At 67.7% G+C, this 23,357-nt stretch carries 19 protein-coding genes and 1 pseudogene; 8 read left to right on the top strand and 12 right to left on the bottom strand.

What is annotated here, in order from left to right:
• Window positions 1–104: 104 nt before the first annotated feature.
• The 3 genes from ACWDUA_RS22160 to ACWDUA_RS22150 all read right to left on the bottom strand — a co-directional run bounded on the left by ACWDUA_RS22160 (window position 105) and on the right by ACWDUA_RS22150 (window position 4,577).
• Window positions 105–1,682 (bottom strand): glycosyltransferase family 87 protein, encoded by a 1,578-nt coding sequence (locus ACWDUA_RS22160; protein ID WP_449753170.1) that lies wholly within the window; start codon window positions 1,680–1,682, stop codon window positions 105–107.
• Window positions 1,675–4,020, bottom strand: coding sequence for a transglycosylase domain-containing protein (locus tag ACWDUA_RS22155; protein WP_449753169.1), 2,346 nt, complete (start codon window positions 4,018–4,020; stop codon window positions 1,675–1,677). Before ACWDUA_RS22155 ends, ACWDUA_RS22160 begins: the two co-directional genes overlap by 8 nt.
• 167 nt (window positions 4,021–4,187) lie before the next feature.
• Window positions 4,188–4,577, bottom strand: coding sequence for a DUF5318 family protein (locus ACWDUA_RS22150; RefSeq protein ID WP_449753168.1), 390 nt, complete (start codon window positions 4,575–4,577; stop codon window positions 4,188–4,190).
• A gap of 222 nt (window positions 4,578–4,799) precedes the next feature.
• Between ACWDUA_RS22150 and ACWDUA_RS22145 the strand changes: the two genes are divergently transcribed.
• Together ACWDUA_RS22145 and ACWDUA_RS22140 are read left to right on the top strand one after the other, a co-directional pair.
• Complete coding sequence (locus ACWDUA_RS22145) at window positions 4,800–5,528, top strand: PadR family transcriptional regulator (RefSeq protein ID WP_449753167.1); 729 nt, start codon at window positions 4,800–4,802, stop codon at window positions 5,526–5,528.
• Complete coding sequence (locus ACWDUA_RS22140; protein ID WP_449753166.1) at window positions 5,521–6,612, top strand: inositol-3-phosphate synthase; 1,092 nt, start codon at window positions 5,521–5,523, stop codon at window positions 6,610–6,612. The genes ACWDUA_RS22145 and ACWDUA_RS22140 overlap by 8 nt, the downstream gene beginning before the upstream one ends.
• 122 nt (window positions 6,613–6,734) lie before the next feature.
• On the opposite strand, the gene ACWDUA_RS22135 is transcribed toward ACWDUA_RS22140, so the two are convergent.
• The 5 genes from ACWDUA_RS22135 to ACWDUA_RS22115 all read right to left on the bottom strand — a co-directional run bounded on the left by ACWDUA_RS22135 (window position 6,735) and on the right by ACWDUA_RS22115 (window position 13,377).
• On the bottom strand, window positions 6,735–8,276 hold the full coding sequence (locus ACWDUA_RS22135; protein ID WP_449753165.1) for a tetratricopeptide repeat protein: 1,542 nt from the start codon (window positions 8,274–8,276) through the stop codon (window positions 6,735–6,737).
• The gene (locus tag ACWDUA_RS22130; RefSeq protein ID WP_449753164.1) at window positions 8,273–9,604 is read right to left on the bottom strand and encodes a CHAT domain-containing protein; all 1,332 of its coding nucleotides are present in this window, start codon (window positions 9,602–9,604) and stop codon (window positions 8,273–8,275) included. Before ACWDUA_RS22130 ends, ACWDUA_RS22135 begins: the two co-directional genes overlap by 4 nt.
• Entirely contained in the window at window positions 9,601–10,932 is a 1,332-nt protein-coding gene (locus tag ACWDUA_RS22125; RefSeq protein ID WP_449753163.1) for a hypothetical protein, read from the bottom strand. Before ACWDUA_RS22125 ends, ACWDUA_RS22130 begins: the two co-directional genes overlap by 4 nt.
• Window positions 10,929–12,281 (bottom strand): hypothetical protein, encoded by a 1,353-nt coding sequence (locus ACWDUA_RS22120; RefSeq protein ID WP_449753162.1) that lies wholly within the window; start codon window positions 12,279–12,281, stop codon window positions 10,929–10,931. The genes ACWDUA_RS22125 and ACWDUA_RS22120 overlap by 4 nt, the downstream gene beginning before the upstream one ends.
• A 460-nt stretch (window positions 12,282–12,741) precedes the next feature.
• Window positions 12,742–13,377 (bottom strand): LuxR C-terminal-related transcriptional regulator, encoded by a 636-nt coding sequence (locus tag ACWDUA_RS22115; protein WP_449753161.1) that lies wholly within the window; start codon window positions 13,375–13,377, stop codon window positions 12,742–12,744.
• 194 nt (window positions 13,378–13,571) lie between these two features.
• Here ACWDUA_RS22115 and ACWDUA_RS22110 point away from each other — a divergent pair, with 194 nt between their 5' ends.
• Window positions 13,572–14,306, top strand: coding sequence for an MSMEG_1198 family transcriptional regulator (locus ACWDUA_RS22110; protein ID WP_449753160.1), 735 nt, complete (start codon window positions 13,572–13,574; stop codon window positions 14,304–14,306).
• Window positions 14,307–14,355: 49 nt separating this feature from the next.
• Here ACWDUA_RS22110 and ACWDUA_RS22105 read toward each other — a convergent pair whose 3' ends face one another.
• The 3 genes from ACWDUA_RS22105 to ACWDUA_RS22095 form a co-directional block, all read right to left on the bottom strand.
• Window positions 14,356–15,375 carry a ThiF family adenylyltransferase gene (locus tag ACWDUA_RS22105; RefSeq protein ID WP_449753159.1) on the bottom strand — a complete coding sequence of 340 codons (1,020 nt, stop codon included), beginning with the start codon at window positions 15,373–15,375 and terminating at the stop codon, window positions 14,356–14,358.
• On the bottom strand, window positions 15,375–16,817 hold the full coding sequence (locus ACWDUA_RS22100) for a hypothetical protein (protein WP_449753158.1): 1,443 nt from the start codon (window positions 16,815–16,817) through the stop codon (window positions 15,375–15,377). The genes ACWDUA_RS22105 and ACWDUA_RS22100 overlap by 1 nt, the downstream gene beginning before the upstream one ends.
• Before the next feature lie 313 nt (window positions 16,818–17,130).
• The gene (locus ACWDUA_RS22095; RefSeq protein ID WP_449753157.1) at window positions 17,131–17,487 is read right to left on the bottom strand and encodes an HD domain-containing protein; all 357 of its coding nucleotides are present in this window, start codon (window positions 17,485–17,487) and stop codon (window positions 17,131–17,133) included.
• Window positions 17,488–17,673: 186 nt separating this feature from the next.
• Here ACWDUA_RS22095 and ACWDUA_RS22090 point away from each other — a divergent pair.
• Together ACWDUA_RS22090 and ACWDUA_RS22085 are read left to right on the top strand one after the other, a co-directional pair.
• A pseudogene (locus ACWDUA_RS22090) lies at window positions 17,674–18,399 on the top strand (HNH endonuclease family protein); the annotation flags it as partial.
• Window positions 18,400–18,537: 138 nt separating this feature from the next.
• A complete protein-coding gene (locus ACWDUA_RS22085) occupies window positions 18,538–19,473 on the top strand; it encodes a quinone oxidoreductase family protein (protein WP_449753156.1) in 936 nt (311 codons plus the stop codon).
• A gap of 150 nt (window positions 19,474–19,623) precedes the next feature.
• On the opposite strand, the gene ACWDUA_RS22080 is transcribed toward ACWDUA_RS22085, so the two are convergent.
• Window positions 19,624–20,376, bottom strand: a complete 753-nt coding sequence (locus ACWDUA_RS22080) for an MSMEG_1198 family transcriptional regulator (RefSeq protein WP_449753155.1) — start codon at window positions 20,374–20,376, stop codon at window positions 19,624–19,626.
• A 136-nt stretch (window positions 20,377–20,512) separates the two neighbouring features.
• Here ACWDUA_RS22080 and ACWDUA_RS22075 point away from each other — a divergent pair, with 136 nt between their 5' ends.
• From ACWDUA_RS22075 to ACWDUA_RS22065, 3 genes are all read left to right on the top strand, one after another.
• Window positions 20,513–21,142 carry a helix-turn-helix transcriptional regulator gene (locus tag ACWDUA_RS22075; protein ID WP_449753154.1) on the top strand — a complete coding sequence of 210 codons (630 nt, stop codon included), beginning with the start codon at window positions 20,513–20,515 and terminating at the stop codon, window positions 21,140–21,142.
• Window positions 21,143–21,189: 47 nt separating this feature from the next.
• Complete coding sequence (locus ACWDUA_RS22070; protein ID WP_449753153.1) at window positions 21,190–22,581, top strand: acyl-CoA synthetase; 1,392 nt, start codon at window positions 21,190–21,192, stop codon at window positions 22,579–22,581.
• A gap of 150 nt (window positions 22,582–22,731) precedes the next feature.
• Window positions 22,732–23,307 carry a TerD family protein gene (locus ACWDUA_RS22065; RefSeq protein ID WP_449753152.1) on the top strand — a complete coding sequence of 192 codons (576 nt, stop codon included), beginning with the start codon at window positions 22,732–22,734 and terminating at the stop codon, window positions 23,305–23,307.
• Window positions 23,308–23,357 lie beyond the last annotated feature (50 nt).

Raw genomic sequence — 23,357 nt, 5'->3', positions numbered from 1 at the left:
GGAACGGTCAACCACCAACAGAGCCAGATGCCCGGTGGACTGAACACAACCACCAACTTGGTGGCTCCACAAGAGTGACACTGAAACCACCAACGACAGCGACATCATCCGGTGGGCAGCGGCACACCGTTCGGCGTGACGTGCCGGCGGTTCACCCCGATACGGTCGGATGCACCGTCGAGCACACCGCCTGCCGGGTCGTCGAGGATGTTGCCCTCGCTGTCACGACGCATCAGGTCCTCCTCTTCGGGACGCAGGATCTGCCAGATCACGATGATGCACAAGGCGATCACGAACACGGCGCGGACGACGATGATCGCGGTGAACCACTCCTGCGGCAGCCAGCGTCGGCTGGAGTCGATGTAGAGGGACATCCGCGGAATCCACACCAGGGCGTCGACGGCCATCCACGCCAGCAGCAGGCGTGTGTGCGGGATCGCGAGCACGGCGAGCGGGACGAGCCACAACGAGTACTGCGGACTCCACACCTTGTTGAGCAGCAGGAAACCCGCGACCAACAGGAACATCAGCTGCGCCACCCGGGGCCGGGTGGGTGCGGCCACGGCCAGGACCGCGATGCCGATGACGAGCAGGATCATCAGGCCGAACGAGACGATGTTGAGGACCGGTACGTCCCAAGTGGTTCCGACCGCCTTCGCCGCCAGCCGAAGCAGGGTGTCGGAGTCGGCGCCGCGCTCGGAGTTGAGGCGGAAGAACTCGTACCAGCCACGCGGATACATCGCCAGGATCGGCAGGTTGACGGCGAGCCAGGTGATCGCGGCGGCGATCGCGGTCTGGGCGAAGGTGCGGAGTCGGCCGGACCGCAGGCACAGCAAGAACAGGACGACCAGCAACAGCACGGGATAGAACTTGGCGGCCGCACCGAGACCGATGAACACACCGGCGAGCCACGGGCGTCGACGGGCCCAGCACAGCATGGCCACGGCCAGCATCGCCGTCGCGATGGCGTCGAAGTTGGTGAACGCATGCACGATCACCAGCGGCGACACCGCGGCCACCCACGCCGCCCAGATCCGGGCGCGAGCGGTGAGCGCGGTCGCCCAGATGGTGACCAGCCAGAAGAGGACCAGGCCCAGGGCGGCGAGGTCGAAGAACAGGACCGATTCCAGCGCACCGGGTACCCCCCAGTGCTCCATCGCCCACGACCACGCCTGCGCACCCTTGGCGACGACATACATGTACATGCCGGTGATGACCGGATACTCCATGTACCGCTTGATGGTCTCGCCGTTGCCGTTGTCCTCGAACCAATAGGTGCGATACGGGAACGCACCCTTGTCGAGCCGCTCGGCGCCGTACAGCGCGATCACGTCGGAATAGCAGAGGTCGGTGAACTGCCGCTGATCGGACCTGTCGAGCTCGAGTGTCGTCGCACCGTCGGGACCGGTGACCACCTGTGCTTGTTGCAGGCAGCCGGCCTTGCCGAACCAGCCGAGCGCCAGGGTGCACAGCGCCAGCAGGAACAGCACCCGGATCGGGGTCCAGTGGCGGCTGCGGCCGATCGCCGCATGCTCGCCCGACGGCCCGCCGATGACGCGCGCCGCCTCGGCCACCACCACGTCGTGGTGGCCGGGGATCACCCGACGGGTGTCGGTGCGCAGGTCGGCGGACAGCGGAGCCGGGCTGCCCGTTTCCGGATCGCCCGGCTCGGGGTCAGCCACCTGGGACGCCAGGGACCACTCCTTCGCCCTCGCCGGTACCGCCGGTCCCGGTGTCACCGCCGGTGCCTCCCGTGCCGGTGTCGCCGCCAGTGCCTCCGGTGCCACCGTTACCCGTTCCGCCGTTGCCGGTACCCCCGTTACCGGTGCCGCCATTGCCGTTTCCGGTACCACCGTCACCCTGCTGTGCGGCACCGGGAATCGGGATGGTGATGCCCGGTGCGACGGTCAGGTTGCCGTCGGTGCCGGTCCCCGGAATGCTCGGGATCTGCGGGCGCGTCCGGGTCGACGGGTTGGTCGGCTGGTAGGTGGTGGGCGGTGGCTCGTAGGGCACACCGGCCTGACCGCCGACGGCCTCGGGCTCCGGGAACTGCTCGATCGGATCGCCGTCGAGCGCATTGTCCATCGCCCGCTTCCAGATCTGTGCGGGCAGACCGCTGCCGTAGATCGACGATCCGCCGTAGTTGGTCAAGGCCGTTCCCTTGTCGGTGCCGACCCACACCGCAGTGGACAGCTGCGGGGTGTAGCCCACCATCCAGGCGTCTTTGTTCTGGCCGGTGTCACCGAGCTGCGCGGTACCCGTCTTGGCCGCCGACGGCCGGGACCCGAGCGACGAGTCGTAGAGCGAGTTGCCGTTGGAGTAGGCCGCGATGGGTTCGAGGGCCGCGGTCACGTTGTCGGCGACCTTGGCCGGGAACACCCGCTTGCCGGGGTTGGGCTGGCGGTCGAACAGCACCTCACCGCTGGAGGTCTCCACCTTCTGCACGAAGTACGGTTCGCGGTAGATGCCCGATGCGGCGAGCGTGGCGTAGGCCGAGGCCATGTCGATGACGCGGGACGGGTACTGCCCGAGCACCACACCGCCCTCGACGGCGCCATTGTCGTTCTGCAGCGTGTGCTCGATGTTGCCGAACGACTCGGCCACACCGGCCTGGTGCGCGGCGGCGGCGACGTCCTCGGCCTTGTTGTCGAGGTCCATCATCAACCGGTAGTACACCGTGTTCAGCGACATCTTCATCGCGGTCGCGAGGTTGCACGACCCACAGCTCTCGCCGTCGGAGTTCTCGACGGTGATGTCGGTGTTGGGGATGGAGTACGGCGCCGAGCTGTACACCTTGGACAGCGGAATGCCCTGCTCCAGGGCCGCGACCAGCGCGAACACCTTGAACGAGGATCCGGTCTGCAGGCCGGCCTGGGCATAGTCCCAGCCCTGGGCGTCGTCGCCACCGTAGTAGCCGGCGACACCACCGGTCTTCGGATTGATCGAGACGACCGAGGCGCGCAACTGTTTGGGCTCGCCGTTGAGGATGCCGCTCTCACAGGGATAGACGTCGTTCTTGCGACAGGCGGCCTGCACCACCGCGTTCTGCACCTGCGGGTCGATCGAGGTGGTGATCTTGAGTCCCTCGGTCTGAACCTGCTGCTCGGAGATGTTGAGCGCGGCCAGCTCGGCGAGGACCTGCCGTTTGATCAGTCCATTGGGCCCGACCGTCTCCCCTCCGGTGGCGGGTGCCGGAGAGACCGTCGGGTACTTCATGTCCTGGACCTCGGCGGAGGTCAAAGCGCCGGTCGCGACCATGCCGTTGAGCACGTAGTGCCAGCGGGCGACCGCCGCCTCCTCGTTGACCGCCGGGTCATAGTAGGAGGGTGACCGGATCGTGGCGGCGAGGACCGCCGACTCGGCCGGGGTGAGTTTTTGGACCGGTTTGCGGAAATACGCCTGGGAAGCGGCCGCGACACCGTAGGCCCCGCGCCCGAAATAGATGGTGTTGAGATAGGCCTCGAGGATGTCGTCCTTGGACCACTGTTCGGACATCTTGGTGGCGATCACCAGCTCGCGCAGTTTGCGCTCGTAGCTGTGCTCGTCGCCGACCAGCGCGTTCTTGACGTACTGCTGGGTGATGGTCGAGCCACCGCCGGCGAGGTCGTTGTTGGTGACCCGGCCCCACACCGCACGGGACAGGCCGCGCACCGAGAAGCCGTCGTTGGTGCGGAACTCTCGATCCTCGGCAGCGATCACCGCGTCCTGCAGGGACTTGGGGATGTCGGCGATCTTGACGTCGGTGCGGTTGCCCTCCGGCGGGACGATCTTGGCGATCGTCTTACCCGTGGAGTCCACAATCGTGGCGATCTGGTTCTGCTTGATGTCGCCCGGCTTCGGAACGGTGGCCGTCTCGTAGGCGATCACGAAGGCGATCACACCGATCAGGACGATCGCCGGGACGACCAGACCGAATGCCCCGACCAGCCAGGCGATGACGCGCTGACGCGAGCGCTTGCTGTCTCCCGTGCCGCTTCCGGAACCGGCACGTGACGACGACGTGCGGCGTTCGTCGCTCAACGTCGAACCTCCCAATGAATCACGCCGCTCTTCGGCGCAACGTTGCTCACCCTACTTGTTTGTCCTCACCCGACGTCCCACTGTGACGCACGAGCACGTGTGCGACCAATCCGGTCACAGGCTCCCGACGTGCGTCATCGCCGACGTGGATCACGGCGGCGGTGGACCTACTCGGCCACCCGACGGCGACGATGCGGCCGCGGCGGCAGACCGGCAACGTATGACTGGACGAGATGGTTCCAGCTGCAGGTCCGGCACACCTCGACGACGTGCACCGAGAACTCCTCGGCGGTGGCGTCGAGACGGGCGATCTCCTCGTTGGAACGGGCCGACCCCGAGACCTGGCCGAGACGTTCCCCGAACACCCATGAGACCAAGGTCACCTGCTCTTTCCGGCAGATCGGACACAGGGTGTTGCTCGGGCGACCATGGAATTTGGCGGCACGCAACAGATACGGACTCGCGTCACAGACGTCGGCGACCGCGGTCCGTCCCGAGGTCACCTCGGACAGCCGCGACCGACGCTGCAGGGCGTAGTCGACGATCTGGCGTTGCACGCGTTCCAGGATACGTGGTCGGCCCCCGCGTCGTCCGTGTGACCTGCCCGCCCCGATCGCCACCTCGACCCCGTTTCACGGGGCGACGCGCATCGATCCCATCCATCTGTCCGAACACCCCGATATCGACTTCGTTTATATCGGTGCGATACATTGAGAAATGCATCAGCGTGAGGTGTTGGTGCGTCATCTCGGGGATACAGATGCGAAAGGAGGTCGACGATGCTCGAACTCGCCATCCTCGGCCTGCTGCTGGAGTCCCCGATGCATGGCTATGAGCTGCGCAAACGCCTGACCGGACTCCTGGGCGCATTTCGCGCCTTCTCTTATGGATCGCTGTACCCCACACTCCGGCGCATGCAGGCCGACGGCCTGATCGACGAGGCCAGTGCCGCGCCGTCGGGAATGAAGGTGCGCCGCGGCCGCCGCGTCTACCAGCTCACCGACGCCGGCCGGGCCCGCTTCACCGAGCTCGTCGCCGACACCGGCCCGCAGAACTACACCGACGACGGCTTCGGCGTGCACCTGGCGTTCTTCAGCCGCACCCCCGCCGTCGCCCGCATGCGCATCCTCGAGGGCCGGCGCCGACAGGTCGAAGAGCGCCGCGAAGGACTGCGCGAGATGGTCGGACGCGCCACACGGAGTTCCGACCGCTACACGCGCCAACTCCACGAACTCAGCCTCGAGTCCAGCGAGCGAGAGGTCCGCTGGCTCAACGAACTGATCGCCGCCGAGGCGTCGGAGAACACCGCGACCGGTCACGGACCGGCGACCACCGACGTCGACGTCGCGGCCGACGAGACCTCCCCAGAACTCCCGGACACCGATTCATCGCCGACCGGTGTCGCAGGGCAGGAAGATGCCGAGACGCCCCGGGCGCTCGGACGAACCCCGGTGTCGCAGCCGAGCGCTGCGACCCACCAAGAAGAAGGAGAACCCGACCATGGGTGAGCCCAATAAGGTGCGCGTGGCCATTGTGGGCGTAGGAAACTGCGCTTCATCCCTGGTCCAGGGCGTGCAGTACTACAAGGACGCCGACGAGAACTCGACCGTTCCCGGTCTGATGCACGTGAAGTTCGGCCCGTACCACGTGCGCGACGTCGAGTTCGTCGCCGCGTTCGACGTGGACGCGAAGAAGGTCGGCTTCGACCTTTCCGACGCGATCTTCGCGAGCGAGAACAACACCATCAAGATCGCCGACGTCGCACCGACCGGTGTCACCGTGCAGCGCGGTCACACCCTCGACGGCCTCGGAAAGTACTACCGCGAGACCATCACCGAGGCCGACGGCGAGGGTGTCGACATCGTGCAGACCCTCAAGGACGCCGAGGTCGACGTCCTGGTCAGCTACCTCCCGGTGGGCTCCGACCAGGCCGACAAGTTCTACGCGCAGTGCGCCATCGACGCGAATGTCGCCTTCGTCAACGCACTTCCGGTGTTCATCGCCTCGGATCCGGTGTGGGCCAAGAAGTTCGCCGACGCCGGTGTCCCGATCGTCGGCGACGACATCAAGAGCCAGGTGGGTGCGACCATCACCCACCGCGTGATGGCCAAGCTGTTCGAGGATCGCGGCGTCACCCTCGACCGCACCTACCAGCTCAATGTCGGCGGCAACATGGACTTCAAGAACATGCTCGAGCGTGAGCGTCTGGAGTCCAAGAAGGTCTCCAAGACCCAGGCCGTCACCTCCAACCTGACCGGCCCGCTCGCCGGCAAGATCGACGACAAGAACGTCCACATCGGCCCGTCCGACCACGTCGAGTGGCTCGACGACCGCAAGTGGGCCTACGTCCGCCTCGAGGGTCGCGCCTTCGGTGACGTGCCGCTGAACCTGGAGTACAAGCTCGAGGTGTGGGACTCCCCCAACTCGGCCGGCATCATCATCGACGCCGTGCGTGCCGCCAAGATCGCCAAGGACCGCGGCCTCGGTGGCCCGATCCTGCCGGCCTCGGCCTACCTCATGAAGTCGCCGCCGGAGCAGGTCGCCGACGACCTCGCCCGCGCACAGCTCGAGGCGTTCATCATCGAGGGCTGATCGCCCCGTCTTCGACGGACATCACGCACACGCCCGGCCGGGATTCGTCCACGGCCGGGCGTCGTGCATTCCCCGATCGACATCGCCCATCCGCGCGACCATCGATGCTCGTGTCGGCCACCTCACCAGATCGGTACGCGCGGTGCAGCTTCCAGAATCTCCGCGAGATCGGGATCAAAGGCTGCGGCCATCGCCCGCTGGCGTGCCAGCAGCACCCTCCCGTCTCCGTCGACGAGTGCCGGCGGGGGCGTCATCGGTAGCTCCGCCGAATCGAGCAGGGTCGCGGCCACGCCGTGTGTCCAGGCCGGAGACGACGGGTCGTCCGGCAGATCGGTCATTGCCTTGCGTTGTCTCGGTGAGAGATCGAGCGACGCGGGCTCGTCCGACTCGTCACCGCCCCGCAACCCGTGGACACCGGCGTTGAGCGTCGACTCGATCAGGTCGGCGATCAACGTCGTCGATCCGAAGGCGTGGGCCAACGAGAACGTCATCGTCACCCGGTGATCCAGAGTGGCCCGCCACTGCGCACGATGGTCCGCATCGGCGAACTGGAATCGCTCGTAATCGGCGGCGATCAGCGCCGAGACCGCGGTGTCGACTGCCTCGGCCGCAAGGGTGTCCCGGCTGAGCGGATTCGTCGAGGCCTCGAGAGTGAGGCGTTTGACGCGGTTCCACTGGAGGTTGGCGACCTGATGGTGCATCCCGGCTTCGGCGAGACCACGAGCGGCCGCGTCGAAGGCGGTGTCGGCAGCTGTGAAGTCGCCTCGGGCGACCGCGACGTTCGCGCGGTTGTACTCGCAGATCGCGACCCTGTCGGGGCGGCCCGCAACGGTGAAGGCGGCGGTCGCCTCCGCCAGCATCTTCTCTCCGCGAGCCACCTCACCGGTGCCGGTCAGCACGAGAGCCAGACCCAGCCGGGCCTCGGTGGCACGCTCGTCGTCATGGAGCCGGTCATACACCCGGATGGCCGACTCGAACTCTGTCCGAGACAGATCTGGCCGTCCCGATTCGAAGTGGAGTCCCGCGAGAGATTCCCGGCACATTGCGCCACGGAGCGACTCGGCTCCAAAGAAGCCGATCAGATCGTGCAGTTCGCGTTCGGCCTCGTCGCGGCGTCCCGCGAGTCGAAGGTTGTTGGCGAGGTTCATCCGAGTCTCTACCGCAGCCTCCTCCGACCCGCATTCGCGGTGGATCTCGATCGCCAGGTTCAGCACCTCGTCGGCGTCGTCGAACTCCCCGACCTGGGTGCACATCGCACCGAAGTCATTGAGCGCCCCGGCGAACAGGATCGGATCATCGCGGTCCGCGAGCTCGTCGCATGCGATTCCGAAGGCCATGTGGGCCTTCGCATGGTCACCGGATCTCTGCGCCACGAGTCCCACCGCCTGCATCGTCTCGGTGGCGCGGCCGGCGTCGAACTCCTCGAATGCCTCCCGTGCGGTGAGCAACAGATCGATCATCAGGTCGAGGTCGGCGACACCGGCGAAGTGCTCGGCGAGGGCGAGGTACGCCGGGCCGATCTCGCGGGGGTCCCCACCGGCATCGGCTGTGTCCGCCCGGGCCTCGAGCTCGTCGAGGGTCCGCGACCATTCATCGAACTCGTTGTCCTCCACCGTATCCGAGGTCGGGTCGCCGGACGTCCCGGCGCCCTCGCTCGGCGTCATGAGGTCTCCTCCGCTCGTGGCGACGCGACGACTTCCCTGTGCGGACACACGTGGGTGACCACACCCGACCAGGTCAGCGGCGAGGTGGCCGGGCCGGGATCATCCTGCCAGTGACGAAGTCTGGTGCGTTGCCATGCCGACAACGCCGCGGCGGGGTCGGCGGCGGTGTGGGTGTCGTCGACGGCGAGCGCCAGCTCCGTGGTCGGCCCCGGGATCGCGTCGACACCTGCGAGCTCACCGAATGCCGTATCCGACGGCAGGATCCACCTGGTGGTGGTCAGTATCTCGGCGCCGGCACCGAAGATGGCCATCACCAGACCGAAGGTCTCCGAGCTCCGGTAGTCGACGCCACCCTCGCAGGCGATCACCGCAACACGTGGCGGCATCGGCCACAGCTCGTGTCCCGCTTGCGCCGACTCCACCGGGTCGATGCCGTCTGGTCCGAGTTCAGGGGTGGCGGTGCCCAACAACAGGTCCAAGGCCGACAAGGGCAGGTGCGCATTGTTCAGTGGGGCCGCCAGACCCCACTCCTGGTTGTCATCGTAGAGATGCAGCGACGCGGAGCCCGGTTGATCCGTCGTCGCCGACACGTGGCCGAAGTAGAACAGGCGACTCGGCCGTCCCCGGAGGTCCTCGCTCAGTTCCCAACGGCCCACGATCTTCTGCACACCCGAGTGATGCGTGTGCGGGCGGTCGGCGATCCGCCGGAGGAATGCGCCGGTGTTGGATGGAGCCGTTCCCGCCCGAGCCGGGTCGACCAGCAGCGCGCCCAGTCCGCTACCGGCGGGAAGCCTCGGGTCGACGGCGTACAGGACCGGCCGGCGCGCGACGTCATCTGTCCACGTCTCGGGTTTCCGCGCGCGGCCGAGATGGATTGCGGCAGGCGGCTCGTACGCGATGTCGGCGAGTTCGACCAGCCGCCTCGGATGGTCGACGACGAACAGCTCGAACGGCATCCGGGACAACGCCCTACTCGGGGTCACACGCACCGTGATACGACCGCGCTCGGCACGCGCGCGGATCGCATCGAGCACCGCCGCCGGCATGATCGCCCGGGTGAGGGCCTCAGTGAGTGCGTACTCGCTCAGATACCGCGTGAACGGACCCGACAGCGCCTGTTGCACCGCTTGTCTCGATCGATCCCCCTCGCCCGTGGCGGGTTCGACGAGCGCCGAGTCGAGTCGCGCACCGAGGCGGCTCATCTCCGGTTTCGTGATCGCGTGGACGATCGGGTGGGTCGGGTCGTCGAGCCATCGGAACGAGATGTACGTCGCGCCGGCGTCCACGGCGCGGATCAGCAGAACCGCACCGGTTCCGATGTCACTCACGGCAGTCCGATCGCATGCAGTTCGGCCATGGTGGGTCCGGCCGGTCCGTCGGTGGCGGGTGGTTCGGCCACCGACTCGGCCAGCCGGTCGACCGCGGCCCGATGGTCGCCCATCGTGGCGGCGCCATGGCGGCGGGCCAGCTGCCGGATGAGCGCCTGCGCGTGACCCATTGCGTCGCCGGCTTCCGCGTGTGCGGCATCGGCGATCCTCGCGGCGCGCGCGATCTCCAGATCGGACGCGGCGATGCCCAATCCGGCCCGGACGGCACCGGCGATCCGGTGCCGGGTCCAGGCATGCCGACAATACCGATCCACCCTCGTCAGGGCGACACCGAGCGGGTCCAGCCGGAGCGCCGACAGATCGGCACCGGATCCGAGGAAAGCGCAACGCATGTCGTCGATTCCGAGACCGTCGACAGCGGCGAGGTGTGCGATCATCCGTCCGTCGACCACGGTCGCCGGCGCGAAGGCGAGTACCGCTCCCGTCGCGGACTCGGCCACGACTGCGAAAATCCCCTCGGCGACGAGGGCATCCGCATCAACGTCCGAGCGTATCCGCGCGGTGACGTCCATTCCACCAGCCGATCCGAGAGTCACCTCGACCTCGGGTTGCTCCGGACCGGTGAAGGTGAGCACCCTCGGTGGCAGTGGCCGCAGATCGGCCAGATAGACCACTGCAGAGGAGAACCCGCCGAGATCGACCGCCAGCTCCGCAGCGGGGAGGTCGACGTCGGTGACCAGGATCTGCCACAGCACATCCGTGTGGTCGGTCCGCGACCGAAGCGTGTCGATCATCTCGGTGCGCTCCACGACGCCGAACACGTCGTGGGGGCCGGCCATGATCGCGTTCGAGAGACGATCCACCAGTGGCCCATGATAATCCGCCGAATCGATCTCGTCGACGAGGCGTCCGGGCACCGACGCCGCAAGGGCATAGAGCCACTCGGAAGACGGATCACCCAGCACCGCACCGGCATAGGCGGCGTCGAGTGCCAGCACGCCGTCGTCCAGATCACCGAGATGGATCGCGTCGACCGCGGCCACCGTGGCCATCCGAACCAGATCATCGGACAGGAGTGGACCTTCGACGACGTCGCCGACGGCGGCGTCCACAATCGGTTCGATCGACGCCGTGTCACCGAAAATACTTGCGGCGGAACGCAACGTATCGGCACCACCGACAGCGATCTCGATCACCTCGGTGGGTGAGGCCGCATCCACCGACACGGTGATCCCCTTTGCGGCAAACGACACGGGGCCGAGCGCCACCGCCCCTTCGGCACGCCAGACCAGACCACCGTCCGACGTGCGGCGGACCGTCCCGTTCACGACGACCTCCGCGAATCCCCGGTGTCGCCGATCATCCGGCGCACATGGTCGATCGCCGTCCGGATGATCAGCTGCACCGCCATCGCCGCGGCCTCAGGGGACGGGGATCGTGCCGTCGTCGGCCGCTCGGAGCCCCACCGTCGGAGGACCTCCGCGACCGGTTCACCCGGACCGGCGTCGAGGACGGTGAGTCCCCGGATCGACAGCAGATCTCTGGCCACCCTTGCCTCCCAACACGGCTCGCCGCCGACACGGTAGAGATCGTTGTCGTCGATGTTCCCGAGGACGATACCGAGATATCCACCGCCGCCCACGACGGACGAGAGTGCATCCGGCGCCGTGCCGTCCTCGACGCGATCGTCGGCTCGCGCAGATCCCACGTCCGCACCGGCGACGAACCGCGTGGTGTGGCGCCTGCGGACCTCCTCGCGTCGCCACTCGTCGACACGCACCGCCGCGAGTCGCATCCGGAGGTAGTACTCGGTGCCCGCCAAGCTCTTTCCCTGGTGCAGACGGTTGACGTAGGTGGTCACGACACGTTCGAATGCCTCCGACATGTGGTCGGCGCGACAGCGCCGGTCGGCGAACTGGTCCTTCAGCACACGCTCGAGGAATTCGACTGCGGCGGGACGCAGTTCGGCCACCCGCTCTGCGGTCAACCGCTCCTCGCGGACGGCACCGAGCTCGTCGATGACCTGCTCGGCGAGTTCGAGCAGCAACGACCTCTCACTCTCGGACAGCACCTCCTCGCCGATGCGTCCCCGCTCCACGAGGACGTCGATCTGCGTGACGAATGTGTCGAGTGCGACCTGTGCGTCATCATCGTGCCTGGCGGTGGGATCGTCGAGGAACCCCTCGAGATCCTCCGGTGACGTGTGTACCGTCGGCGGCGCCCCGGTCATCGCCCGCCGGATCCGGCAGGGAATCGCGCGCCGGGCATTGCGGATGGCACCTCCGAGCCTCCCGCGCATCCCCCTGGGGACCAGAGGTGCAACGCTGCCACACCACCCCGCGCTGTATCTGCTGAGCGGGTCGACAGCGGCGCCACAGACGTCGACGATCCGGTCTACGGTGGCTCGGTCGCCGACCAGGATGCGGGGGCTACGCAGCACCTGCGCAGCGGTCGCCGAGTACCGCCCGGCGCACCACGGCATCGCACCGACAGCACCGGACCAGGCGTGCATCTCGTTCTTGAGGGGCTTGCCGTCGGGCAACGGTTCCGGCATCACGGAGCGATACCCGGCGAGGATGTCGTCACGGCCGATGCCCTCCGGCGGCATGACGACCGTGACCGGGAGTGGTGGCGCATCACGAGGCATCACAGCGGGCGGCACGAGTCGCTCCAACACCCGCTCCTCTCTTCCCCGACCATCGGTCATCTTATGTGGACACGAAGCCCCGGCCGTCCTCCGAGTGTGGGACAGCCGGCGGTTTGTTCGTGGCCGGTGGGACGATGGCGCACGCCATTACTCTTACCGGCGCGACCACGGTTCGGGTCGCATGCAATGCGACCGTGCCCCCACTGGCACGGACCGCCCTCGGGGTCCGTCACGCCGACGGTCACCGACAATTCATCGGTTTGGGGGAACGTCATCCGAACGTCCGACCCATAAGCTGGCCTCATCGACGGTGGGAGCGAAGGGGATCGGGTGAACACGTGCGAGAAATGCGCACAGGTACTCGCCCCATGCCCCGGATGCTGTGGGGAAGGCGGCGGCTACAGCATTGCCGGCAGGCTGACCTGCGCTCAGTGCGACAGCACCGGGATGTGGTGTCCTGAGCATGAAAAACACTGGCACAAGGGAGATCTCAGCTGGCCTTCATAACGCGCTGCGCCAGCAGCCTGGCCTGGTCCACCCATCCGTCGGTGATCAGCTCGATCAGTAGTTGCGACTTGTTGTTGACCGGCCGACCGGCACATACGTACCGATCCATGACCCGACGAAGATGAGTTCGGACTGTACTCTCCGCGATGTAGTGCCGCGATGCGGTCTCCCGCACCGTGGCACCGAGGACGTAGGTGGCGACCACCTCGCACTCACGATCACTCAGATGCACCCGCCCGGAGGCCTGCGGCCCCGGCCCGGCGACAGCGCCCAGGGCCTGTCGGAGGGCCCCGGCCGCAGCAGCCGAATCCGGGAGGCGGATGCCGCGGAGGCGACCGATCGGGACGCCGATGCCGATCATCCGCGCGCCGGCGAACGCGCCGGTCGCGGAGATCCGGGAGAGCCGCTCGGCACTTCGGACGATCACGGTTCCCGCGGCCGGTGGACTCAACCGGTAGTCGCCGTCGACGTCGACGATCATGGCGCGGTAGCCCAGGCCCTCGACGAACGCCTGATAGGCGATGTCGGAAAGGTTGTGCTCGGCGATCACCGCGACCGAGGAAGTTGCGGTGATCGAATGGACGGGGACGTTCAGATCGTCGTTAATGTCGGTGGTCATCGGGACTCCTTGGGCGGACGGGAGCTGCGGTGGCGGGAGTGCTGCGAGTGCCTTTCCCACGATCGCCGAGCGTCGAGGACGAGTCAGCCATCCTGCCGACACATTTGCTGTGTGGGTGTGTGGGTTGTGACCCCAAATGGGACAATGGATGTGGAATCACGCATGAGACCGGTGCATGCGGCATGATGTCGCACGTGACCGCCGGTTTGCGCATCCTCATCGCCTCCCCGCTCGGCCATGTCGTCGCGGCCCCGCTGCAGACCGTGTTCGCCGGGTCGACAGTCGTCGTCGCACGGGATCGCGACGAGTTCGAGAAGGCGATCGCCGCGCAGGTGCGCTTCGACGTGGTCAGTGCGGACCTCATCTTCAACCGGGCCGATCTGGAGTGGACGTTCGATGGTCTCGACGTGATCGAGGGTCTGCGCAGCGCCGATCGGCTCGCCCCGGTGCTCCTGGCCACCCAGGGACACTCGATGGAGGAAGACCATCTTGCCGAGGCCCGCCTGCGCGACGACGTCTCGGGGGTCGTGTCCAAGTCGGACGGCCTGCAGGCGTTTGCCGACGCGTTGCGGGCGGTGGCGTTCGGACAACGGCTGGCCCTGCCCGCAGCCGTCGTCCACCGTCCGTCACTGTTCGAGTTGTTCGACAGCCGCCGGGGGGTCACCACCGCCCGCCTCGCCGGCGCGATCGCGTCGGGCAACGCCGCCGACGTGGCGTCGCTTGCCACGATCGCGCGGGTCTCGACCAACACCGCCAACAAGGCCGCCACCACCTACCTGGGACCGTTGATGCGTGCCCGCAACGAGCACGACGATCAGCTTCCGCTGACCCAGGCCTCGGTATATCGCTGGTGCGGCCTGCACGCCCGGTACATCGTCAGCTGGTGTCGGCGACACGGCCACGGCGATGTACTCGAACGTACGCTGTGACGCGCCGGATGGGTCCGGGTGCACCTCACGATGCACCCGGACGCTCATCTCAACCCGCGAGCAGATCGTGGATCCGGACGTGGGCACGCCCTGACACCACCGGCTCCCCGCAGACGATCCGCCGGGCCACGGTCGCCCCGACCGCACCGGCCAGCGTTGCCGCGCTGCCGAGTTGAGGCCACGACGGGATACTCCGCCCGACCTCGGTCAGAGCCTCGGCCACCCGCGAGGAGACCTCGCCTCCGACGATCGCACCGGCAATCCGTATGCGGTTGCCCGGGTCCCGCAACTCCTCGGCACTCATCGAGGCGAGATCACCTGCCATGCCGTGGAACTCCGGATAGGACGGGTCGAGGTCATACCGCTCGACATCGACGATGACGTTGTCCCCGTCATCGGTCACCATGACCACCGGTATGCCCGCGGCGCGCGCCCGGCGGCGGATCTCGACCTTCATCGCGAGATCGTCGACCTCCTCGAGTACGACGTCGGCCCCGCGGACACCGTCACCCCCCAGGAAGGCCCGGGCGACGGTCGCGGAGAATCCGTCGGGGAATTCCTGCACGGACAGATAGGGGTCGGTCTCCAGCATCCGGCGACAGGCCAACGTGGACTTGGCGATCCCGAGATCGCAGACCGAACCGGACAACCGGTTGAGGTTGGTCGGACCCAGGATGTCGGGGTCGGCGATGCGGAATCGGCGGGCGCCGGTCAGGACGCACGTGTGCAGCAGCGACGCCCCCACGCTGAGGCCCGCCACCGCAATCGTCGCCCGAGACCACGCCTTCTGTTCGGTGTCGGTGATCAGGATACTGTTCCGGGTGGTGCGGAGACGGTGGTGGATCTCGCTCCGCGGCAGCCGGACCATGGTGTTGCGCCACGGGTACACGATGTAACGACTGTGGTCGATGAGCTCATCGCGACGCAGCGGCGGCACGGTGGCGTCGAGGGCGGCCAGTGCGGAATGGTCGTCGAACGCCGTGGCCCAGGCGTCGACCTCGGCGATGCCGGCACCGCGGAGTTCCGCGATCCGCGGGGCGTCGTCGGTGGGGTGCAGGATCTCGATCATCACTTGCCTCCGGCGTAGATGTGCTTGGGCTGCTTGATCCCCGGGACGAAGGGCCCGGTTCCGTAGGGGTACAGGGTGATCCGGGGCTCGGTACGGTCCGGCCGTTCCGCGTGGAGCGTGCGGTACTCCTCGTTGTTCGCGAGCAGGGAGGCCCGGCAGAGATCGGCGAGCAGTTTCGCCAGGCCTTCGGGTACCTGGCGTGTCCTCGCCGAGAGTTCCACTGCCACACGCAATCGCGGATCATGCTGCTCGTCGGGACTGCCGTCGGCGTAGAACTTCCCGGTGACCAGACCGTCGACCTCCGGGGCATCGAACGCCTCGGACAGGTGCCGGGGGTAGATGTTCGACGAGTAGAAGGTCGTGGCCACATCGGTACGGCCGGTCAGCGCGATGAACGACGCAGCCGGGTCGATCTGGTCACCGATTCCGGACACGGCGTACTCGGCCAGCAGGTCCTGCAGGTGCGCACCGGTGACCACCGCACCTTTGTCGTTGATCCGATAGCGGATCAACGGAAGGGCGGAATCGATGGTGAACAGCAGATAGCCGTCGTCATCGACCTCCGTGTAACGCCGGCTCTGGTCGACCTCGACGAAGGTCGGCAGGAATCGTGACCCCCCTTCTCCGAACAGCTCCTTCCGCAGTTGTGGATTCGACTGTGCAGCACGCCGAACCGCGATGCTCGCCCGGGTCTCGTGGCCCATCACCCCAGCCTCGGCGGTACCGTACATCAGGCAGATCCGATGCGGCTGACCGACTCGACCGATCCGGTCCAGGAGGTGGTCGCGCCACGGCTCCGTGATGGCCTCGCCTGCGAGGAGGATCTGGATATCCTGCGCGAGAGCATCATCGGGAGTCTGGTCCAGGACGTCCTTGACCAGCGGCGGGTACCCGGCGACCACGATCTTGTCGTGGTGTGGCCCGAGCTCGGCGAGGTTCTTGACCGCCGCCGCGACGTCGATTCCGGTGGTACTCACCGTGATCGGCATCCCTTGTGCTCGCAGGCCCAGACCCGCCTGGTAGCTGTAGGTGCCCCCGATCCAGGTGCCCATGGCGAAGCACACCAGGAACAGAGTGGACTCGTGGGCGCCGATCCTGAAGTTCTCGGAGAAGATACGTCCGTAGTAACCGATTGCGTCGGTGATCGATTCGACGTCGCGGGGAAAGAAGGTCGGCGACCCCGTGGAGCCCGACGTGGCCGACCACGTCCCGGCGCCGGCGATGTCACCATCCCACATCAGCTGTGGGATGGCGTGACGTTGCAGATAGTTGGCCTTGGACGTCGCCGGCAGGGCGAGGAAGTCCTCGTGGGACGCGATGACGTCGACCAGATCACGGCGGGAGCGGACGAGAGCGCGGTATGCCGGGACGCGTGCGAACGCGCGGTTCGCGACCTCGATGGCGTGATCGCGGCCGGTCTGTGTGGTGTTGGGTGGGTGCATTGTGCCTCCTGGTCGGTGTGACCTGGAAGCCGTTTCCCCACTCACGGGCGCTCAGGGGCCGCGCCCCCGACCTCACGCTTCGATCTGGCGTTGCCGACCGTCGACGATCATGGCGAGCCGGGCGAGCACCGCATCGAGGCGGGCGAGCAGCTCCTCCGGGAAGTCCTTGCCCGACAGTACGTCCGCGATCGAGCAGTAGTGCCAGAGCTGCTCTTCCTCGGGTGTGTCGAATCGCTCCCACCACGCGTCATCGGCATCCCGGTGGTGGCAACGGTGGACGACAGATTGTGGAGCTTGTCAGCGTCGCTGACGATCAGCACATCGCGGTGCGACGGGGTTCGAGGTGCTCGATGTGGCCGACCTTGCGCTCCTCCCACGGCAACTCGGCGGCGTCATCAGCGCTGGGTCTCTGCCACATTCCGACCATCTCGACGACGCTCTCCCCGAAGTCCGGCCGCATATCCGCCTCGGGGTACCGGTCGGCGGGGACGTCCTCGAGGACGTCGTGCGGTTCCGCAGCGCATACGGCGTCCTCGTTGTCGGTGTACCACGCCGTGATCAGGGCGACAGCATGCGGATGAGTGGCATACGGGATGTCCGAGCCCTTGCGCACCGGCCCGTCGTGCGCGTGATCGGCGACCTGCTTCGCCCGTTCGGTGCGTTCACCCATCGGCGATCTCGGTCCGATCTGATCGAGACGCGGCCAGGCAGCATGTGCCCCATCGTCCTGTGTCCGTCACCGGAGCCTACGTCGTCCGGACTCCGTCCCGACGATCGCGGTGTCGGTGCCGTCGTCCACAATCACCCCATGACCGCATACCGCCCCGGTACCCGAATCGCCACGCTCCTGGCAACGATGGTGCTGTGCTCGGTATCCGCCGGATGCGCTGCGCCGAAGCCTGATTCGGCACACCTGCCGACGCAGGCGACAGCCGCTGACACGAATCCTCCATCGGCACAGCAGGTGCCGGGTCAAGGCCCCTCGTCGACGCGATCATCGTCGACTCCGGACGTGGCCTCGTCGGCGCGGGCGCTCCTCGACTCCCTCCCGGTGAAGGGCCGGGCACCGAAGACCGGCTACAGCAGGGCCCAGTTCGGCCAGAGCTGGACCGATGACGTGGATGTGGAGGGCGGACACAACGGTTGCGACACGCGCAATGACATCCTGCGCCGAGATCTCACCGACGTGACCCTCAAACCGGGGACCCGCGGGTGCGTCGTCCTGTCGGGGACTCTCGCCGATCCCTACACCGGCACCCTCGCCCGGTTCACGCGCGGCGCAGACACGTCGTCACAGGTACAGATCGACCATGTCGTCGCCCTCGCGGACGCGTGGCAGAAGGGTGCCCAGAACCTCACCCCCGAGGAGCGGGCCGACCTCGCCAACGATCCTCGTAACCTGCAGGCGACGATCGGATCGGTCAACCAGAGCAAGGGGGCAGGTGACGCCGCCACGTGGTTACCACCGAACAAGGCCTACCGCTGCACCTACGCCGAACGGCAGATCGAGGTCAAGGCCGCCTACGGGCTGTGGGTGACCGCGGCCGAACACGATGCGTTGGGACGCCTGCTACAGGCCTGCTGAGGCATTACCTGGAATCGGGTCCGCGACGCACTGGTCGCCGTCGAGAGCACCGCCACCAGCGTCCCGCGCAGTACACGAACCTCGGCCTACCCTGGGATGACAGGTCGGGACAACCGAGGTCGTGGGAGGCAGACGATGAGCACGGCACACCATTGGGTGGCCACCGGTCCGGCCGGGTTGGCCGACTTCGCCTTCGTCGAGACCGAGATACCCGCACCGGGTCCCGGCGAGGTGACCATCGACGTCGTCGCCGCAGGGATCAACCCGGCCGACCTCAAACATGCGGCGCGCGCCGAGACCTTCCCGCTGCCGATCGGCTACGAGGTGTCAGGGCGGATCTCGGCCATCGGCGCCGACACCGAGATCGCCTCGGGTCCGGCGAGTATCGGCGACGAGGTGCTCGCATTCCGTGTCCATGGCGGCTATGCGACCTCGCTGACCGTCCCGGCGTCGGCGGTGTTCGCCAAACCGGAGTCCCTCGGATTCGACGAGGCGGCAGGTCTGTTGCTGGCCGGGGTGACCGCCGCCGACATGCTCCGCGCGGCCGAGGTGGCCCGCGATGAACTGATCGTCTTCCATGGCGCATCGGGTTCGGTAGGGTCGATCCTGTTGCAGTTGGCCCGGATTCGCGGTATCCGGGTGATCGGTACGACCGGTCCGGCCGGGGCCGAGCGGGTGCGCGGGTTCGGCGGACTGCCGGTGGAATACGGGCCCGGACTCCTCGACCGTGTCCTCGCGACGGCCGGCGACATCCCGATCGCCGCCGCCCTCGACGCCGTGGGCACCGACGAGGCCGTCGACACCTCCCTGGCCCTGGTCGCCGATCGCTCGCGGATCGTCACCGTCGCGGCGCCGGGGCGAGCCCGTCAGGACGGGTTCATCGCGCTCGGGGGTGGACAGCCGGAGAGTCAGAAGTTTCGGGACTCTGTGCGCGCCAGCATGATCCGACTCGCCGGCAACGGCGATCTGGTGGTTCCGATCGCCGCGACGTATCCATTGTCGGCGGCACCGGACGCCGTGTCGCTGGTGGCCGGGGGCCATGCCGGCGGCAAGGTGATCTTGCGTCCCTGACCGCACGCCCGAGGCCCGACGCCTCCCGAGCCCGACACCTCCTGAGCCCGACACCTCCCGAGCCCGACACCTCCCGAGCCCGACGCCTCCTGAGCCCGACGCCTACTGAGCCCGAGCGCACCCGGAAGCCGACGACGTCCGGACCGTGTCTCAGACCTGGCCGGAGCCGGTCGACGGAGAGAGGACGTCGGCGTGCCCGTTGCGGCGGCTCCAACTCACCAGATACCGCGCGTGCAGACCACACCAGCGGTAGACCGCGGCCTGGGTCATCGGCATCTCGGGGTCGTGCTCGCCCCGCTGCAAGATGATCGGACCGAGGTAGTGACTGGTCACCTTGTTGGCGGTGTTCGGCGACACCTTCGCGACACGGGCCAGCGACGCATTGTCGGCGACGTGGCCCGCGGCGATCGCCCCCGCCATGCGGCCGCTGGTCTCGCCGCGTCGTCCGGCGAACAGCTCGTGCAGCGACGGCCCGCCGGTGACCGGTGCGGGCGGAAGTCGACGACCGAGCGCCGCGGTGCGGACGGCGTCGGCGAGCGCGGCGAGGCCGGCGGACTTCGCGATCACCCCCACCACCTCGGGACGGCGACGGGCCTCGTCGAGCAGGTCGTCCTCCATGCTGTGCCCCTGCGTGGCCAGCACGACCGGTGCCAGACGGCCGTATCGGGTGAGTGCCTCGATCACATCGAGCCCGTCGAACTCCCACTCGGTGATCGGGTGATTCCACACCAGATCGGCCACCACCACGTCGTAGCGCACCCGGCCGGCGACCCGCCGGGTGAAGTCGTCCCGGTCGACGGCCACGTCGACGTGCGCGCGTTCGAGTGCCGCCGTGAGCGGACCGGCGACCATCCGTCCCAACGGCGACGCGACCAGCACGCGGAGACCATTCGGCATACCCATCATTGTGTCCGAAAACGCGAGATCATGCGTAATCACGCACGCATTTGTGACCTTGGTGGTGTTTTCTGCCCGATATCGACGCGATGGTGCCAAACAGTGACCTGATCTGTGCGGTACTCGCGGTAATGCTTATTCGGTGACCTCCGTTCTCGGCCGTGAACTCCCGCCCGCCGCCACCCACAGCCCCGCCCTGACCGTGGCGGTGCTCGCGGAGGGCGGCATCACCGATGCCGCGCTGTGCGCGCTGCTGCAGAACGCCGGGCACTCGGCATTCCTCGTACACACTTCCGACCTGAGGCCCGACCCGCTGCGGCCGACGTCGGCGTCGATCGCGGTGGCCGTGGTCCGCTCGCCGGATCACATCGCCGCCGTCCGCAGAGATCCTCTGCTGGCAGACGCCCGCATCGTCGGGCTCGGGGTGCCCTCGGGCGACCCGGACGGATTCGATATCACCGACTCGCCGAATGCGGCGTCGGACCTGCTCGCGTACCTCCAGCGCGTTGCCGACGGTCGGGCCCGCGCACCACAGGTCATCCGCCTCACACCGCGGGAGCGGGAGATCGTGGTGGCCTATGCGCTCGGCGGCACCACCCGTGAGGTCGCAGAGATCCACCACGTCGCCGAGAGCACCGTTCGCGAGCACTACCGCCGGGTGGTGCAGCGGTACGAGGCGGTCGGTCGCAGCGTCGGCAACAAGTCGCGGCTGCTGGTGAACCTGCTCGCCGACGGCTGGGTTCGTCCGCACGAGATCGTGGCCGCGGTGTGACCTCGTAAGCGGCGTCACCGGGTGACGCACGTGGCACAGTGAGACCTGTGTTGCTTCCGACGATGATCCCCAACGCGCCCGACCTCGCCGACGCCGTGATCGTCGGCGACGATCATCTGTCCCGGGAGGAGCTCGTCGGGGCGGCCACCGCGACGGCCGAGCGCATCCGTGGCGCCCGTACGCTCGCGGTGCTGGCCCGCCCGACCGTGTCGACCGTGCTCGCCATCGCCGGCGGTCTGATCGCCGGGGTCGCGATCGTCCCGATCCCACCGGACTCCGGACACCGGGAACTGGTGCACATGCTGTCCGATTCGGGAGCCCAGGCGTGGCTCGGCGAGGCCCCGCCGGACACCACGTTGCCCTCGATCCCGGTCCGGCGGTATGCCAAGTCCTGGCATTCGCATCCCGAGCCGCCGGCCGACTCCACCGCCCTGATCCTGTACACGTCCGGCACCACCGGCATGCCGAAGGGCGTGCCGATCACCCGCCACGCGATCGCCGAGGGTCTCGATGCCCTTGCCGACGCCTGGGACTGGACCGCCGGTGACACCCTGGCACACGGGTTGCCGTTGTTCCACGTCCACGGACTGATCCTCGGTGTGCTCGGGCCGTTGCGCCGGGGCGGCCGACTGATCCACACCGTGCGGCCCACCCCGGAGAACTATGCGGCCGCCGCGGATGCGGGCGCGTCGCTGTTCTTCGGGGTGCCGACCGTGTGGGCACGCGTCGCCGCCGACCCCGCGTCGGCGCGCGCCCTGGGCCCGGCACGATTGCTGGTGTCGGGCAGCGCCCCGCTGCCGGTCCCGGTGTACGACGAGATCCGCGACGCCACCGGCCACGAGATCGTCGAGCGCTACGGCATGACCGAGACCCTGATCACGGTGAGCACCCGGGCCGACGGCGAACGCCGCCCCGGCTGGGTGGGCGTGCCGCTGACCGGGGTGGAGACGCGGTTGCGCGAGGCCGGCGAGGACCTCCCGCACGACGGGGCGAGTGTCGGCGATCTGCTCGTGCGGGGGCCGATGCTGGCCACCGGGTACCTCAACCGACCGGAGGCCACGGCCGAATCGTGGTCGGCGGATGGATGGTTCGCCACCGGAGACGTCGCGGTGATCGGTCCCGACGGGATGCACCGCATCGTCGGACGCCGCGCCACCGACCTGATCAAGTCCGGTGGCTTCCGGATCGGTGCCGGCGAGATCGAGACCGTGCTGCTCGCGCATCCGTCGGTGTCGGAGGTGGCCGTCGTCGGCATCCCCGACGAAGATCTCGGCCAGCGGATCGTGGCCTACGTGGTGGGGTCGGCCGTCGAGGACTCCGAGCTGATCGAGTTCGTCGCCGAAGAGCTGTCGGTGCACAAGCGGCCCCGGGAGATCCGGTGGGTGGAATCCCTTCCCCGCAACGCGATGGGCAAGGTGCAGAAGAAGCTGCTCGGCTGACCGGCCCCGCCGGGAACCGAAATCGGACATGCCACGTTCATTCGGATGACAGACCAGACCCGCGTGGGAGGGCTCGCACTTCACATACAGTGAGGGCCATCGCACGTAGAGTGGCGTTTGGCCGTTCATCGACAGAAAGGCACGACAACCATGGGCGTGAGCCTGAGCAAGGGCGGAAATGTCTCGCTGACCAAGGAGGCCCCGGGATTGACCGCGGTCGCCGTCGGTCTGGGCTGGGATGTCCGCACCACCACCGGCACCGACTTCGACCTGGATGCCAGCGCTATCGCACTGGGCACCACCAAGAAGGTTCTCTCCGACCAGCACTTCGTCTTCTTCAACAACCTCCGTTCGCCGGATGGCGCGGTGGAGCACACCGGCGACAACCTGACCGGTGAGGGCGAGGGCGACGACGAGGTCATCAACGTCGACCTGGCCGGCGCACCGCCGGAGATCGACAGCATCGTCTTCCCGGTCTCGATCTACGACGCCGACGCCCGCTCGCAGTCGTTCGGCCAGGTCCGCAACGCGTTCATCCGCGTCGTGAACCGTGCCAACGGCACCGAGATCGCCCGCTACGACCTGTCCGAGGACGCTTCCACCGAGACCGCGATGGTCTTCGGCGAGATCTACCGCAACGGTGCGGAGTGGAAGTTCCGCGCCATCGGTCAGGGCTACGCGTCGGGCCTCGCGGGTATCGCCCGCGACTACGGCGTCAACGTCTGATCCCCTCTCCGATCATCGACAACGCCGCGGATGCCGCACCCGATCACTCG

Source organism: Gordonia sp. NPDC003376, assembly GCF_053589235.1.
This window is presented reverse-complemented; position numbering and strand designations above follow the sequence as displayed.